Source organism: Pantoea sp. NSTU24, assembly GCF_050157905.1.
Classification (GTDB): domain Bacteria; phylum Pseudomonadota; class Gammaproteobacteria; order Enterobacterales; family Enterobacteriaceae; genus Pantoea.
The window spans coordinates 1,352,907-1,369,008 of the sequence record NZ_JBKIWZ010000001.1 but is presented as its reverse complement, the minus strand read 5'-3'; the positions used below and the strand labels follow the sequence as shown (position 1 = coordinate 1,369,008).

The following is a 16,102-nucleotide window of genomic DNA, read 5'->3' as shown; positions in this document are numbered from 1 at the left end:
CTGTTACGCGGAAGACTTTCCGCTCAATGGGTTACACTCTACGGTTATCGCTGGCGCGGTGAAAGCGCAATATTTCGAGAGCTATGTTCGAATTTATTGAATAAGCGTCACCGTGCCCGGCCGCCGGAACGTTCCGGAATGTGCTATGATTCGCGCAATTATTTCATCGATTCAGCTGGTTATCCCGGCTTGCAGGACGCGGTTTTACGCTGCGGCACTGTCTGAGTAAGGTATGTCACTATTATGTCATCTTCCGAGATCTCCCCACTGGCAGCGCTCTGGTCACAGCTCGACGGCCTGATGCTGCGCGATCGTCAGCGTCTGCAGCGCCGTCTGCAGGGGGCCCGAAAAGTAAAAAACCCTGAAGCACAGCAGGGCATTGCGCAGGAGCTGGAGCAGGAATTTATTGCCGCCGGTCAGCGGGTGGCACAGCGGCGAGCTGCCACCCCAGCCATCACGTTTCCGGATAACCTGCCGGTCAGCCAGAAGCAGCAGGATATCGCTGAGGCGATTCGCGATCACCAGGTGGTGATTGTGGCCGGTGAAACCGGCTCAGGCAAAACCACCCAGCTGCCGAAAATCTGTCTGGCGCTGGGGCGCGGCGTTACTGGTCTGATTGGCCACACGCAGCCACGTCGTCTGGCGGCGCGTACCGTGGCGAACCGCATTGCCGATGAGCTGGGCACCTCGCTGGGCGGCTGTGTCGGCTATAAAGTGCGCTTTAACGACCAGGTCAGCGATCTGACACAGGTCAAGCTTATGACCGACGGTATTCTGCTGGCCGAGATCCAGCAGGACCGCCTGCTGATGCAGTATGACACCATCATCATCGATGAAGCGCACGAGCGCAGCCTGAATATCGATTTCCTGCTCGGTTATCTGCGTGAGCTACTGCCACGCCGTCCTGACCTGAAAGTCATCATCACTTCTGCGACCATCGATCCGCAGCGTTTTTCGCGTCACTTTAATCATGCGCCAGTGATCGAAGTATCGGGCCGGACCTATCCGGTCGAGGTGCGCTATCGGCCAGTGGTTGACGAGGCGGATGATGGCGATCGTGACCAGCTGCAGGCGATTTTCGATGCGGTGGATGAGCTGGGGCGTGAGAGCCATGGCGACATCCTGATTTTCATGAGCGGCGAACGCGAAATCCGTGACACCGCCGATGCGCTGAATAAGCGCGACCTGCCGCACACCGAGGTGCTGCCGCTCTATGCCCGCCTGTCGAACGCCGAACAGAACCGGGTGTTCCAGTCGCACAGCGGCCGACGTATTGTGCTGGCGACCAACGTCGCCGAGACCTCGCTGACGGTGCCCGGCATCAAATATGTGATCGACCCCGGCACGGCGCGCATCAGCCGCTACAGCTTCCGCACCAAGGTGCAGCGCCTGCCCATTGAACCGATCTCCCAGGCTTCGGCTAATCAGCGAAAAGGACGCTGTGGCCGTGTTTCAGACGGCATCTGTATCCGTCTCTATGCGGAAGATGATTTCCTGAGTCGTCCGGCATTTACCGATCCTGAAATTCTGCGCACCAATCTGGCGTCGGTAATCCTGCAGATGACCTCGCTGGGACTGGGTGATATTGCAGCCTTCCCGTTTGTGGAAGCGCCTGATAAGCGCAACATTCAGGACGGCGTCCGTCTGCTGGAAGAGCTGGGCGCCCTGACGCTCAACGAAGAAACCGGCCACTATAAGCTTACCGGCTCCGGGCGTCAGTTGTCGCAGCTGCCGGTCGACCCCCGTCTGGCGCGGATGGTACTGGAAGCGCAGAAATATGGCTGTGTGCGCGAAGTGATGATTATCACTGCGGGCCTGTCGATTCAGGATCCGCGCGAGCGTCCGGCAGAAAAGAAGCAGGCTTCCGATGAGAAGCATCGCCGCTTTGCCGATAAAGATTCTGACTTCCTGGCCTATGTGAACCTCTGGAACTATCTGGCGGAGCAGCAGAAAGCGCTGTCCGGTAATCTCTTCCGCCGTCAGTGCAAAAGCGACTTCCTTAACTACCTGCGCGTCAGGGAGTGGCAGGACATCTATACGCAACTGCGCCAGGTGGTGCGTGAGCTGGGGATCCCGGTCAACAGCGAACCGGCGGAACTGCAACCTGTTCACTGCGCGCTGCTGAGCGGACTGCTGTCGCATATCGGCCAGAAAGACAGCGATAAGCAGGAGTATACCGGCGCGCGCAACACCCGTTTCGCCATTTTTCCCGGTTCCGGGCTGTTTAAGAAGCCGCCGAAATGGACGATGGTTGCGGAGCTGGTGGAAACCAGCCGCCTGTGGGGCCGCACCGCAGGCCGGATCGAACCGGAGTGGATTGAGCCGCTGGCGCAGCATCTGATCAAACGCAGCTACAGCGAGCCGCACTGGGAGAAATCGCAGGGTGCGGTGATGGCTTCTGAAAAGGTCACGCTCTACGGGCTGCCGATTGTGGCCGCGCGCAAAGTGAACTTTGGCCGTATCGATCCGGTGCTGAGCCGTGAACTGTTTATCCGTCACGCGCTGGTGGAGGGCGACTGGCAGACCCGTCACGCCTTTTTCCGGGCCAATCAGAAGCTGCGCAGCGAAGTGGAGGATCTGGAGCACAAGTCCCGTCGTCGCGACATTCTGGTGGATGATGAAACGCTGTTTGCGTTTTACGATCAGCGCATTGGCAAAGAGGTGGTGTCAGCGAAACATTTCGACAGCTGGTGGAAACAGGCCAGCCGCGAAAATGCGGAGCTGCTGAACTTCGACAGGCAGATGCTGATGAAAGAGGGGGCGAACAGCGTCAGCCAGCTCGACTATCCCAATTTCTGGCATCAGGGCAACCTGAAACTGAAGCTGAGCTATCAGTTTGAGCCAGGTGCCGATGCGGATGGTGTGACGGTCCATATTCCGCTGCCGCTGCTGAATCAGGTAGAGGACGCCGGTTTTGAGTGGCAGATCCCCGGCATTCGCCGTGAGCTGATTATCGCGCTGATCAAGTCGCTACCCAAACCGCTGCGCCGCCATCTGGTGCCGGCACCAAACTATGCAGAGGCGTTCCTGGGCAGGGTCACGGCGATGGAGATGCCGCTGGCCGATGCGCTGGCGCGCGAGTTCCGCCGCATGACCGGCGTCACGCTGGACCGCGAAGACTGGCAGTGGGAACAGGTGCCCGATCATCTGAAAATGACCTTCAGGGTCGTGGATGAGCACAACCGCAAACTGCTGGAAGGCAAAGATCTCACCGCGCTTAAGGCACAGCTGAAAGGCAAAGTGCAGGAAACGCTGTCGAAAGTGGCCGATGATGGCCTGGAGCAGAGCGGACTGCATATCTGGAGCTTTGGCGAGCTGCCCCGCAGCTACGAGCAGAAGCGCGGCAGTTATCAGGTAAAAGCCTGGCCGGCGCTGGTTGATGAGAAAGAGAGCGTGGCGATCCGCCTGTTTGATAGCGAGCAGGAACAGCAGAAAATGATGTGGCGCGGTCAGCGTCGCCTGCTGCTGCTTAATGTGCCGTCGCCGGTGAAATATCTGCACGAAAAGTTGCCTAATAAAGCCAAGCTCGGCCTTTACTTCAACCCCTACGGCAAAGTCCTGGAGCTGATCGACGACTGCATCGCCTGTGGCATTGATAAGCTGATGGCGGATGCGGGCGGCCCGGCCTGGGAACAGGCCAGTTTTGAGCAGCTGCGTGACAAAGTGCGCGGTGAACTCAATGAAACCGTGGTCACCATCGCCAGTCAGGTTGAGCAGATCCTGACGGCCGTCTTCAACATCAACAAGCGTCTCAAAGGGCGGGTCGATATGACGATGGCGCTGGCGCTCTCCGACATCAAGGCGCAGATGAGCGGGCTGGTCTATCGCGGCTTTGTCACCGGAAACGGCTGGCAGCGGCTGGCAGATACGCTGCGTTATCTGCATGGGATTGAGCGCCGTCTGGAAAAACTGCCGGCCGACCCGCACAGCGATCGCGCACGTATGTTAAAAGTGCAGGCGGTGGAGCAGGCTTATCAGGCATGGCGGAATAAACTGCCGCCGCAGCGTCAGGATGATGAAGAGGTGCAGAATATCCGCTGGATGATTGAGGAGCTGCGCATCAGCTATTTTGCTCAGCAGCTGGGCACGCCATACCCCATTTCCGATAAACGGATTCTGCAGACGATGGAGCAGATCGCAAACTGAGGGGAGGCGGGGCGCGCGGTAAACGGCGCGCCCCGGACAAAAGGGTCTGGCCAGCTTACTGCGCCAGCGATTCCAGCTTATCTTTGAACGAAGTGACGGCTATCGCGCGGTTGTCCGCCAGATAGCGATCTTTTGCGGCCGGTGCCGAGCTCTGAACCGCAATTAACTGCCAGCCATTGTCGCTGTTCAGCAGCAGCGGAGAACCGCTGTCGCCCGGCAGCGTATCGCACTGATGCGAGAGCACGGCGCGCTGCGCCCAGCCGGTAATCAGGCAGTTACTGTGGGAGTAAAGCGTATCGAGATGATCGGCCGGATAGCCTGCCTGGGTCACTTTGCGGCCGGTCAGTTTCAGCGCGGCTGTGAGATCGCTGCGTGAACCGTCGAACAGAGGAATCGGTGTAATCGCGGATGGCGGATTCCGCAGGATCACAATGCCGTAATCATAAGGTGCCGCGCTGCTTGGCACGATCCAGCCTTCGCCATCCGCCTTTAACTTTGACGCCAGCGAGGGTTCAACCCGCGCGTCGATATCATGCAGCTCGTAGCGCCAGCCTTTATCACTGGCCATAAAGCGCAGCGCCACAGGCTTATCAAATTTTCCAGGCGGGGCGAGCAGGCAGTGTCCGGCTGTCAGCGCCAGATGGGGCGAGATGAGCGTCGCCGTGCAGAGGTTACCGCTTTCGGTTTCCAGCTGACCAATCGCATCCCAGGGTGCAGCGGTAATATCGGTAATAGCCTGACGATGGTCCTTGCCGAAGAACAGCATTTTAATCTCAGCAGGCGTCGGTGAGTCATCGTTATCATCGGCATGAACAGTAGTGGCAAAGCTGAAAAGTCCAACCATTAACAGGGTAGCCAGGCGCATAGAAATCTCAATGGCGAGAAAAGTAACGTTATTGTTATTCCGCAGATACGGTAACTATAGTCGGTGAGCGTTGAAAAAGGGAGTTTTATTGGTTAATCAGTACGCTACAGCGATCAAATAAAAAAGCTTGCTGCAATAATGCCACACAGAATCATAATCAGCAGAATAATTTCGAAGCGATAGCGACGCACCATTTTTTCCACCTCAGTAAAGAAACACCCGGCAGAACCGGGTGTTTTAATTATTATCGCGTGGCCGTGCGCTGAAGACGACCTTAGTTTTTAGCAGCTGATTTCACAACTTTTTTGTGGTGAACTTTTTTAGCGGCCTGAGCTTTCTGAGCTGGTTTTACCGCTTTTTTGTGGTGCATTTTTTTAGCAGCCTGCGCTTTCTGTGCGGCTACTTTTTTGTGGTGAACTTTTTTAGCAGCCTGGGCTTTCTGAGCGGCTGGCTGAGTGGCTTTCTTGTGGTGTACTTTTTTAGCGGCCTGAGCTTTCTGTGCAGCCGCTTTCTTGTGGTGAACTTTCTTAGCCGCCTGCGCTTTCTGAGCAGCATCTTTCTTCACCGCTTTTTTGTGGTGTTTCTTAGCCGCCTGGGCTTTCTGCGCAGCTTTATGGTGTTTCTTGTGCGCAGTTTTGTGAACGGTTTTAGCCGGTGCAGCCGCGGTAGTGGTCGTGGTTGTTGCGGCTGGCGCAGCAGCAGCTGGCGCAGCAGCAGCTGGCGCAGCTGTGGTGTCAGCAGCGAAAGCAACAGAAGACATACCCATAGCAGCGGCGACAACCAGTGCAAATAATTTTTTCATTGCAAATCCCTCGAAGACTATTTTTTCATGTGTAGCCCACTGCGGGGCCGGTGAAGAGACTATAGGGAAAGCAATGCGCGGTGTCCGTGGGTGTTTGGTATCGGCGTGTAACCGATTGTACAAAGGGGGAAGGGGCGGCCTGCTGGCCGCCCGGACACTCAGTTATGCAGGTAACGCTGCTCAAGATGCTGGCGGAAGAACGCCGGATTAAGCGCTTCGCCGGTGGCATTGACAAGCAGCTGATCGGTAGAGAAACGGCTGCCGTGCTGCCAGATATTCTGTTGCAGCCAGTCGAAGACCGGCTGCAGTTCACCGTGCTGAATCAGCTCACTGAGCTGAGGAATGGCCTGTTTTACCGCCCGGAACAGCTGTGCAGCGTACATCGCGCCCAGCGTGTAGGTCGGGAAGTAGCCAAAAGCGCCGTCGGTCCAGTGAATATCCTGCATGCAACCGTCGCGATAATTACCGCGGGTGTCCAGCCCCAGCGACTGCATCATCTTCTCATCCCAGAGCGCCGGAATATCTTCAACCTCAATGTCGCCCTCAATCAGCGCCTGCTCGATCTCATAGCGCAGAATGACATGGGCCGGGTAGCTCAGCTCATCGGCGTCAACCCGGATCAGGCCAGGCTCAACACGCTGGGTCAGGCGTACAAAGTTATCCGCCTGCAGGGCGGGCTGATCGCCAAAGGTGGCTGTCACCTGTGGCAGAATACGCTGCAGAAATTCACGGCTGCGGCCGAGTTGCATTTCCATAAACAGGCTCTGGGACTCATGGATCGCGGTGGACCGCGCCAGCGCAACCGGCTGACCGCGCCACTGCTGCGGCAGATTCTGCTCGTAGCGGGCGTGACCGGTTTCATGTATTACGCCCATCATGGCGCTGAGGAACTCCGCCTCGTTATAGCGGGTGGTGATGCGCACATCTTCCGGCACGCCTCCGCAGAAGGGGTGCGCACTGATATCCAGCCGGCCATGATTAAAGTCAAAGCCCAGCGTCTTCATGATGCTCAGACCGAGCTGGCGCTGGGCTGGCACGGCGAACGGCCCCTGCGGAACGCTCACAGGCTGCTGCGCCTGTTTTGTCACCACCTTTTGCAGCAGGTCGGGCAACCAGGTTTTCAGTTCGCCAAAGGTCGCATCCAGCCGGGCGCGGGTCATCCCCGGCTCGTAGAGATCCAGCAGCGCATCGTAACGCGAAGCGCCACTGGCGTCGGCACGCCGCTGCGCCTCTTCACGGCTCAGCCGCACGACCGCTTTGAGGTTAGTGGCGAAGCCCTGCCAGTCGTTGGCCGGACGCTGCGTGCGCCAGGCGTGTTCGCAGACCGATCCGGCGATCGACTTCGCTTCAACGAAGTCATCTGGCAGCAGGGTGGCCTGCTGATAAGCACGCTGCATCTCATGGAGGTTGGCGCGCTCGACGTCGTTCAGAGACTGCTGTTCAGCAGCTCGAATCCATTCTCCCACCTGCGGAGCGGTCAGGATCTGATGCTGCAGGACACTCATTTCGGCCAGCGCTTCGCCCCGCGCCTGACTGCCGCCCGGCGGCATGGTGGTCTGCATGTCACAACCGGCAATGGCGGTGACATGGCTGAAACGGGAGAGACGCTGAAAAGTTGCAGTAAGGTGCTGATACGCTGAGGTCACGCAGGACTCCTTGTGTTTTATCGCAGCGGAATATCCCGCAAGGTTAAATCAACCGGCCAGCAAAAGCGAACGCTGGCACCACCCAGCGGGCTGGATTCAATCATGACGCTGCCGCCCAGTGCCTGAGCGATAGAGTGCACGATCGCCAGACCGAGGCCGCAGCCACCAGTGGCCCGGTCACGGCTGGGATCGAGCCGGACAAAGGGTTCAAACACCCGCTCGCGCTCTTCAGGTGGAATGCCCGGCCCATCATCTTCGACCTGCAGACAGCCGGTCTGGCCGTCGAACCATAAACTGACGCGCAGCCGCTGCCGGGCATAGCGCAGGGCGTTGTTGACCAGGTTATCCAGCACCCGCTCCATCAGGCGGGTATCGGAGACGCCGATGTTTTCGCGCTGCGGCAGTTCGAGATCGAGCTGCATCGCCGGATTGATGGTGCGGAAGTCATCAAGCCGTTCACGTAGCCAGCTGGCCAAATCCTGCGATGTCAGATTAAGGTCGACGCGAGGACGATCAAGGCGCGCATAGGTCAGCAGCTCTTCGATCAGACTTTCCAGCTGGCCGATATCACGATTCAGCGCCACCCGTTCGCCCTCTGTCAAGTTGTCGCTCATCTCCAGCCGGTAACGCAGGCGGACCAGTGGGGTACGCAGTTCATGTGCGATGCCATCTATCAGCTGCTTCTTGCTGGCGACCAGGGTGTGAATATTCTCAGCCATCTGGTTAAACGCGATGCCGAGCCGGAACAGGCTGGAGGTACTGTCAAAATGGGTGCGGACATCCAGCTCGCCACGGCCAAAACGCTGCGCGGCTTTTTCCAGTCGCTGCATCTCCTGCCAGTGAGGCCGCAGCCAGATAAACACCGGCAGGGCCAGTGACATGCCGATAAAGAACAGCAGGGCAATGTCCAGCAGACGCATCTGATGCAGATAAAAGAGATAGGGAATCGGTCCGACCGATAAGACATAGTGGCTGCGGGGAATATGCTGCAGGAAGGTATACTGATCGTCGAGCGCCACAATCTCTCCGGCCCGCAACCGGCGCATATTGCCCTCATCAAGCTGGAATTTGCTCATCGGTTCGATGTGCAGGTCGAACGACAGACCGAGGTCGAGACTCTTGATGGTCTTGTTCCAGTCGCGCGGCGGAATCTCACGCAGTTCGCTGCGGATGAGATAGAGCGAGCTGGCCATCAGGTCATTCATCGACTGACGGCCCGCACGTTCCGCGGTGAATTTGTAAACCAGCCCCACCAGCAGCGCCATCACCAGAAAACAGACGAACAGCAGCAGATAGAACTGAATAAAGAGTTTTCTCATCGTGCGCGGGTATCCCAGGCCTGTGGAGCAAACAGATAACCTTTGTTACGGATAGTCTTGATGCGGAACGGTTCAGTGGCGCTATCGTGCAGTTTTTTACGCAGGCGCGAGATGGCGACGTCGATGCTGCGGTCGAGCCCGTCATAGCTGACACCCCGCAGGGTTTTCAGCAGCGCATCGCGGTTAAGTGTCTGTCCCGCATGGCTGGCGAGCACCCATAGCAGATCAAAATCTGCGGTCGACAGCGCAATCTGCTCATCAAACAGCGTGACCTGACGATTCAGGGCATCAATTGTCAGCGAGCCAAAGCGCAGCATCCGGTTGGCTGCCGGTGCGCTAAGCGTCTCCTCGGGCTGGGCCTGAGATGACTGACGCAGATGCAGGCGCAGACGGGCAAGCAGCACCGCAGGTGGGGTCGTTTTCAGGATGTAATCCTGCGCGCCCATCTCCAGTGCCAGGATATGGTTCATGTCACTGTCCAGCGAGGTGAGTAACACGATAGGGCCCTGCCAGTTTGCCCGCAGATCCCGACAGATGGTCATACCATCTTTACCCGGCAGCATGATATCCAGCATTACCAGATCGGGCTGCTGCTCAGCGATCACTGCTTCAGCACGATCTCCGCGGGTTTCAACAATCACTTCAATGTCGTGACGGCCCAGATAGGCGGCAATCAGCGAACCCACTTCGGGTTCATCTTCTACATAAACAATTTTGTTCATAGTTAACAAAGCAAAGACAGGGGTAGGCGAAAGCATATCTTTTCCTGGTCCTGAGCTCTACGTTATCGCACGAAATATCCGTAGCTTACTGGTATATAACCGGCAAAATGTGTAATCATTAGCGCGGCCTTTCCGTGCCAGATTTGGGATAGTGATGATTACCATGAGGAGCGTTAGTGTGTCTGATAAAGAGCTGGCATCAGCCATATACCCTGACCGCATCTGCTTCAATTACAGCGACTTTCTTTCCGCTTCCTGCAAAAAACGCTGGAGCTTCGTTGATGCTATTTATGGTGTGATGCCGATATTTGGCATGGTGACACGGAAATCGGCTCACCGCCTGCAGGGCAGTGACGACCCGTTAAAAGAATTAGCATTACAAATCATTTCTACTCAGGTCAGCGACGAAATCAACATCGCGCGCCTGATTACGCTGGCGGAACAACAGCGCATCAGCCGCTTCGATATTCAGCTGCCATACCCGCTTGCAGCGGAACAGCTGGATGCGATTCATCATGAATATGCGAAACCGCTGAATCTCACACAGCAGGATGACCTGCTGTGCGTCTCAATTCCTCTGCATTCACACTAAGTCGTCAGCTGCCACACAGCGGGCAGCGTTGCCGCAATCAGTAATCCCATCGCAATCCGCTCCAGCGTGGTCAGCGCAATCTCTGCGCGGCCACCACGACGGGCAAACAGAAACAGCAGCAGACCGGGCGTGTAAAGTACCACAGACATCATCAGGTGCAGCGGCCCCGACGCGTAGAGTAGCCAGATACCATACAGACTTGCGCCGATACCCGTTGCCAGCGCCAGTGGTCTGCGCTGCCCGTAGACGACCTTGATCAGGTATAAGCCCACCAGCAGATAAGGCACCAGGATCATTTCAGACGCGATGGTCAGCAGGTTGTTATAGTCGGCCCCGGTCAGCGCGATCAGAATCAGGCAGAACTGGATGCTGCCGTTGGTCAGCCACAGCGAGGCGGCCGGGGCGTTATGGCGGTTCTGGCGGGCAATGCTGCGCGGAAAGGCGCCCTGTTGCGCCGCAATCAGCGGCACTTCAGCAGCCATAATCGTCCAGCTCAGATAGGCACCGCACACCGAAACGATCAGGCCTGCCGCAATTACCGCATCGCCCCAGTTGCCCATCAGTCGGGTCATTAATCCGGCCATCGAAGGGTTGCGCATCCCGGCCAGCTCCGCGCGTGGCACAACGCCCAGCGACAGCAGCGTGACCAGCAGATAGACAAGCAGGGCGGCCAGTACGGCCAGCAGCGTGGCGCGGCCCACGTCCTTTTTCTGCCGTGCGCGGGCAGAAACGACTACCGCACCCTCGACCCCGATAAAGACCCAGAGAGTAATCAGCATGGTCTGCTTGATCTGCTCCCACAGCGGCTGTCCAAGCGTCACGCCGGAAAAATCAAAGCGGAAGCGATCATAGTTGAACGCCATCACCGCCAGTACGATAAACAGCAGCAGCGGTACCAGCTTGCCCAGCGTCGCCATCAGGTTGATGCTGGCCGCGGTCTGTACGCCGCGCAGCACCAGCCAGTGAACCAGCCACAGCAGCACCGAGGCGCCCAGCATGGCCTGCCAGGTATTACCGTCACCGAAGATTACCCTGTCTGGTGTGTCAGTGAAGAAGCTCAGGGCGGAGAAAACGATCACCAGATAGGAGACGTTGGCGATCACGGCGCAGAGCCAGTAACCCCAGGCGGAACAGAAACCCATCAGTTCGCCAAATCCGGCACGGGCATAGGTAAAAATCCCGCCGTCCAGATCGGGCTTCAGGCGGGTCAGCAGCAGCATCGCCAGCGACAGAAAAATAATGCCGACGCCGGTGATTAACCAGCCCAGCAGCAGCGCCGCCGGGCCTGCCACGGCAGCCATATTTTGCGGCAGGCTGAACACGCCCGCGCCCAGCATTGAGCTGAGCACCAGCGCCGTCAGCGCACCGAGACCTAATTTTTTCTCCAAAACAACCTTCCCGCTAGCATATATGGCTGGGTAAATCGGTTTTCGTCACTGGGTTATCGCAGCGCAGCCGCAATTGGCAGAAACAATGTCCGGTAAAACAGGCGGCAGATTTTACGGAGTGTGGCAGGGTATGGCAATGCGTGACTATGCAAATCAGCGCAGGAATTATGCAAACAGCAGGGCGGCCGACGCCGCCCTGAAGGGATTACTTAAACAGGTCCGCCGTCACGGTCAGGTTACCGCCACTCTGGTTCTGCCACTGACGGGTAACGTGGTAGAACTTCGCTCCTCTGTCGGCTGCACGCTTCGCCACTTCTTCCGACACTTCTGTCGGGGTGCCAAAGTGTCCGGTAAAGGTCACGGTATCAAATGGCTGCATCTGCGCAGCCGTAATCGCGTTAACTTCCTGCACGGATTTGCCGTTTGGCAGATTGACCGTGTAGCGCTTGCCAGTAGAACTTTGCGTTTCAAAGAAACGCCCCACTTTATTGCTTGGCGTTTCTGAGGACGCTACGCCCGGGATCTCGACGTTCGCGGCTGCTGCGCCACCGGCTGCCAGCGCAGCTTTACCCGCTTCGGAATTGGCAGGGATGGCGTTAGGGGTCTGCACCACGCGCGCTTTGGCATCGGCTTTGTAGACATAGGCTGTTACGTACTGATTGCCACCGCTGTTGGCATCAATCTGGCGAACGATAAAGAAAGAGGCTGCACCTTTCTGCTTTGCCGCTTTTGAGATCGCGTCGTTAACATCAGGCTGGCTGGCAAAGAAGCCGCTGACCGAAACGGTGTCAAAGGGTTCCAGTCGGTAGGCTTCCGCTTTTGGCAGTTCATTGACGCCATTAAAGCGACGATAAGTCTTGTCATCTGAGGCAGCCGGGGCATCGGCTTTATAGAGGTCGGCAGTGACACGCCAGTTACCGCTGTTACCGTTGCTGTCGTTAATCCCCTGAATGTAGAAAGAGGCAGCGCCCATCTGATCTGCACGCTTCGACACCGCATCAGCAGCGTCGCCAATTGCGTTGAAACGGCCGGTGATATTAATACGTTCGAATGGCTTCAACGCGGCCGCTTTTTCTGGCGTTAACTCCTGCGCAGCGAATGCATTCGCTGCCAGCAGGGACAACAGAGTGGACGCCAGAATAGTGTTCTTCAGCTTCATAAAAATAATCCTTCGCCTTACGCAAATATGAGTACGAAAACGTGCTGGACTCTTGATGTATAACAGATTAGCCGCTGATTATTGCATGTTATAAACGGACTGTCGCAGCGATTTTTTGTCTCACATCGCGTTATTCAATTGCCGGTTTTTCATTTGATTGTCATCTGAGTGCGCTACGGCCAGTTCTGCCGGGATTAACCGGTAAAACCGGTAACGGTTAGCAGCTTTTTATTTAATGCACTGTTAAATAAAGGTTTTTAATAACACCTTGTTCGCCCAAAGGTCATCATCGGTGGCAGGAAATCTGCCCACGACACGATTTTGCAGCGGGATAACGCCGGGTTTTAAGCGCAACACTGAATAATCAGGTGAATATTACGACGCGACCTGACGACGGTAGATCGCCTGTCACATTTTCAGTAGGTTATAAACACTTTGAAACAGAGGCGCTGTATCCGCCTGCCGGATCAGCCGTCCCGCTGCGCGGACGCGGTGCCGGTCCGGGCCATCATCCTTTAACCGATGAAAGGAAACACTATGTTAATTGGAATACCCAAGGAAAGGTTGCCAAACGAGTCGCGCGTGGCCGCCACGCCGAAGACCGTCGAACAACTGATCAGGCTGGGTTTCAGCGTCACGCTTGAGCATGACGCCGGTAAACGCGCCAGCTTTGATAATGAAAGCTATCTCGCTGCGGGTGCCACACTCAGAGACAGAGAGCAGGTCTGGCAGTCCGATATCGTGCTGAAGGTCAATGCGCCGGATGATGAAGAGATTGCACTGACCCGCGCGGGCAGCACGCTGGTAAGCTTTATCTGGCCTGCCCAGAATCCCGATCTGCTGGAGAAACTGGCTGCGCGTCAGGTCACGGTGATGGCGATGGATTCGGTGCCGCGCATCTCGCGGGCGCAGTCGCTGGATGCCCTGAGTTCAATGGCCAACATCGCCGGTTATCGCTGCATCGTTGAGGCGGCCCACGAGTTTGGCCGCTTCTTTACCGGCCAGATCACGGCAGCTGGCAAAGTGCCACCGGCAAAAGTGATGGTCATCGGAGCCGGTGTGGCTGGTCTGGCGGCGATTGGCGCGGCGGGCAGCCTGGGCGCGATTGTCCGGGCATTCGACACCCGTCCGGAGGTCAAAGAGCAGGTGCAGAGCATGGGCGCTGAATTCCTCGAACTCGATTTCGAAGAGGAGGCGGGTAGCGGTGATGGCTATGCCAGAGCCATGTCGGAGGCCTTTATCCGGGCCGAAATGGCGCTGTTTGCCAGCCAGGCGAAAGAGGTGGATATCATCGTCACCACGGCGCTGATCCCCGGTAAACCGGCACCGGAACTGATCACTGCGGAGATGGTGGCCAGCATGAAGCCGGGCAGTGTCATTGTCGATCTGGCCGCGCAGACCGGCGGCAACTGCGCGCTCACCGTCGCCGAACAGGTGACTGTGAGCCCGAACGGCGTGAAGATCATTGGTTACACCGATCTGCCCAGCCGTCTGCCGACCCAGTCTTCCCAGCTCTATGGGACCAACCTGGTCAACCTGCTTAAGCTGCTGTGCAAAGAGACGCCGGGCGAGATTCATATCGATTTCGACGATGTGGTCGTGCGCGGTGTGACAGTGGTTCGCGAAGGCGAAATCACCTGGCCGGCACCGCCGATTCAGGTTTCGGCCGCGCCTCAGGCCAACGCGGCAGCCGCGAAGCCCACTGCGCCGGTTGAAACGAAGCCCGTGTCGCCGTGGCGCAGCTATCTGCTGATAGCGCTGGCTATTGTGCTGTCTGGCTGGATGGCCAGCGTCGCACCCGTGGAATTCCTCTCGCACTTTACCGTGTTCGCACTTGCCTGCGTGGTGGGCTATTACGTGGTCTGGAACGTCAGTCATGCACTTCATACGCCGCTGATGTCGGTAACTAATGCTATCTCCGGCATCATCGTCATCGGGGCGGTTTTACAGATGGGCCACGGTGGCTGGGTCACCTTTATCGCCTTTATTGCCGTGCTGATTGCCAGCATCAATATCTTTGGTGGCTTTACCGTCACCCAGCGCATGCTGAAAATGTTTCGTAAGGGGTAAACCATGTCTGGCGGATTCGTCACTGCAGCCTATATCGCGGCTGCCATTCTTTTCATCTGTAGCCTTGCGGGTCTTTCGCGACATGAGACGGCAAAACGGGGCAATATTTTTGGTATCAGCGGCATGGCGATTGCGCTGGTCGTGACCATCTTCGGCCCGGACAGCGGCCATGTTGCCTGGATCCTGCTGGCGATGGTCATCGGCGGCGCAATCGGTATCCGTCTGGCAAAAAAAGTCGAAATGACGGAAATGCCGGAGCTGGTGGCCATTCTGCACAGCTTCGTCGGCCTGGCCGCCGTACTGGTAGGCATTAACAGCTATATTGAGCACGCCCCTGGTCTGCCCGCCGTGCTGGAAAATATCCACCTCAGCGAGGTCTTTATCGGGATCTTTATCGGTGCGGTGACGTTCACCGGCTCACTGGTCGCCTTTGGCAAGCTGTGCGGCAAGGTCTCCTCCCGGCCACTGGCGCTACCCCATCGTCATAAGCTGAATCTGCTGGCGCTGGTGGTGTCGCTCCTGCTGCTGCTCTGGTTTGTGAATACCGGCAGCCCCGCTGCGCAGGTCTTTGCGCTGCTGCTGATGACGGTGATTGCGCTGGCGTTTGGCTGGCATCTGGTCGCGTCGATTGGCGGTGCTGATATGCCGGTCGTGGTCTCGATGCTGAACTCCTACTCGGGCTGGGCGGCCGCAGCGGCCGGTTTTATGCTAAGCAACGATCTGCTGATTGTGACCGGTGCGCTGGTCGGCTCATCCGGTGCCATCCTCTCCTATATCATGTGTAAAGCGATGAACCGTTCGTTTATCAGCGTGATCGCCGGTGGCTTTGGAACCGAGGTAAGCAGCGGCGATGATGCGCAGGAAGCGGGGGAGTATCGCGAGATTACCGCTGAAGAAACCGCAGAAATGCTCAGGACGTCCGGCTCAGTGATCATCACGCCCGGATACGGCATGGCGGTGGCGCAGGCGCAGTATCCGGTGGCGGAGATCACCGCCCGCCTGCGGGCGCTGGGCATCAATGTGCGTTTCGGTATTCATCCCGTCGCGGGACGTCTGCCGGGCCACATGAATGTATTGCTGGCCGAGGCGAAAGTGCCGTATGACGTGGTGCTGGAGATGGATGAGATCAACGATGACTTCAGCAGCACCGACACCGTGCTGGTCATCGGCGCGAACGACACCGTTAACCCCGCCGCGCAGGACGATCCGCGCAGCCCGATAGCCGGTATGCCGGTGCTGGAAGTGTGGAAAGCGCAGAATGTCGTGGTGTTTAAACGCTCGATGAATACCGGGTATGCCGGGGTACAAAACCCGCTCTTCTTTAATGAGAACAGTCAGATGCTGTTTGGCGATGCCAAAGCCAGCGTGGAAGCGATTCTTAAAGCGCTGTAAT

At 57.4% G+C, this 16,102-nt stretch carries 11 protein-coding genes; 4 read left to right on the top strand and 7 right to left on the bottom strand.

Going from position 1 to position 16,102, the window contains the following annotated elements; all coding sequences use genetic code 11:
* Positions 1-243 precede the first annotated feature (243 nt).
* Positions 244-4,146 (top strand): ATP-dependent RNA helicase HrpA, encoded by a 3,903-nt coding sequence (gene hrpA / locus ACLHDD_RS06665; RefSeq protein WP_427103466.1) that lies wholly within the window; start codon positions 244-246, stop codon positions 4,144-4,146.
* Positions 4,147-4,201: 55 nt separating this feature from the next.
* On the opposite strand, the gene ACLHDD_RS06660 is transcribed toward hrpA, so the two are convergent.
* From ACLHDD_RS06660 to rstA, 5 genes are all read right to left on the bottom strand, one after another.
* Positions 4,202-5,011, bottom strand: coding sequence for a trypsin-like serine peptidase (locus ACLHDD_RS06660; protein ID WP_427103465.1), 810 nt, complete (start codon positions 5,009-5,011; stop codon positions 4,202-4,204).
* A 274-nt stretch (positions 5,012-5,285) separates the two neighbouring features.
* A complete protein-coding gene (gene asr, locus ACLHDD_RS06655; RefSeq protein ID WP_427103464.1) occupies positions 5,286-5,813 on the bottom strand; it encodes an acid resistance repetitive basic protein Asr in 528 nt (175 codons plus the stop codon).
* A gap of 158 nt (positions 5,814-5,971) precedes the next feature.
* Positions 5,972-7,459, bottom strand: coding sequence for a carboxypeptidase M32 (locus ACLHDD_RS06650; protein ID WP_427103463.1), 1,488 nt, complete (start codon positions 7,457-7,459; stop codon positions 5,972-5,974).
* A 17-nt stretch (positions 7,460-7,476) separates the two neighbouring features.
* Positions 7,477-8,778, bottom strand: a complete 1,302-nt coding sequence (gene rstB, locus ACLHDD_RS06645; RefSeq protein ID WP_427103462.1) for a two-component system sensor histidine kinase RstB — start codon at positions 8,776-8,778, stop codon at positions 7,477-7,479.
* Complete coding sequence (rstA, locus tag ACLHDD_RS06640; protein WP_427105180.1) at positions 8,775-9,500, bottom strand: two-component system response regulator RstA; 726 nt, start codon at positions 9,498-9,500, stop codon at positions 8,775-8,777. The genes rstB and rstA overlap by 4 nt, the downstream gene beginning before the upstream one ends.
* A gap of 178 nt (positions 9,501-9,678) precedes the next feature.
* Here rstA and ACLHDD_RS06635 point away from each other — a divergent pair, with 178 nt between their 5' ends.
* Positions 9,679-10,092 (top strand): hypothetical protein, encoded by a 414-nt coding sequence (locus ACLHDD_RS06635; protein ID WP_427103461.1) that lies wholly within the window; start codon positions 9,679-9,681, stop codon positions 10,090-10,092.
* Here the strand turns inward: ACLHDD_RS06635 and ACLHDD_RS06630 are convergent.
* Positions 10,089-11,480 (bottom strand): basic amino acid/polyamine antiporter, encoded by a 1,392-nt coding sequence (locus tag ACLHDD_RS06630; protein WP_427103460.1) that lies wholly within the window; start codon positions 11,478-11,480, stop codon positions 10,089-10,091. The genes ACLHDD_RS06635 and ACLHDD_RS06630 overlap by 4 nt on opposite strands.
* A gap of 205 nt (positions 11,481-11,685) precedes the next feature.
* Positions 11,686-12,639, bottom strand: a complete 954-nt coding sequence (gene ydgH, locus ACLHDD_RS06625; RefSeq protein ID WP_427103459.1) for a DUF1471 family protein YdgH — start codon at positions 12,637-12,639, stop codon at positions 11,686-11,688.
* A gap of 537 nt (positions 12,640-13,176) precedes the next feature.
* On the opposite strand from ydgH, the gene pntA reads away from it, so the two are divergent.
* Together pntA and pntB are read left to right on the top strand one after the other, a co-directional pair.
* A complete protein-coding gene (gene pntA / locus ACLHDD_RS06620; RefSeq protein WP_427103458.1) occupies positions 13,177-14,709 on the top strand; it encodes a Re/Si-specific NAD(P)(+) transhydrogenase subunit alpha in 1,533 nt (510 codons plus the stop codon).
* 3 nt (positions 14,710-14,712) lie between these two features.
* Positions 14,713-16,101 (top strand): Re/Si-specific NAD(P)(+) transhydrogenase subunit beta, encoded by a 1,389-nt coding sequence (gene pntB / locus ACLHDD_RS06615; protein ID WP_427103457.1) that lies wholly within the window; start codon positions 14,713-14,715, stop codon positions 16,099-16,101.
* Position 16,102 lies beyond the last annotated feature (1 nt).

Bases quoted from the DNA above. Each gene is read 5' to 3' on its own strand.
- hrpA (WP_427103466.1), top strand. From the start codon at position 244: ATGTCATCTTCCGAGATCTCCCCACTGGCAGCGCTCTGGTCACAGCTC.
- ACLHDD_RS06660 (WP_427103465.1), bottom strand. From the start codon at position 5,011: ATGCGCCTGGCTACCCTGTTAATGGTTGGACTTTTCAGCTTTGCCACT.
- asr (WP_427103464.1), bottom strand. From the start codon at position 5,813: ATGAAAAAATTATTTGCACTGGTTGTCGCCGCTGCTATGGGTATGTCT.
- rstB (WP_427103462.1), bottom strand. From the start codon at position 8,778: ATGAGAAAACTCTTTATTCAGTTCTATCTGCTGCTGTTCGTCTGTTTT.
- rstA (WP_427105180.1), bottom strand. From the start codon at position 9,500: ATGAACAAAATTGTTTATGTAGAAGATGAACCCGAAGTGGGTTCGCTG.
- ydgH (WP_427103459.1), bottom strand. From the start codon at position 12,639: ATGAAGCTGAAGAACACTATTCTGGCGTCCACTCTGTTGTCCCTGCTG.
- pntA (WP_427103458.1), top strand. From the start codon at position 13,177: ATGTTAATTGGAATACCCAAGGAAAGGTTGCCAAACGAGTCGCGCGTG.
- pntB (WP_427103457.1), top strand. From the start codon at position 14,713: ATGTCTGGCGGATTCGTCACTGCAGCCTATATCGCGGCTGCCATTCTT.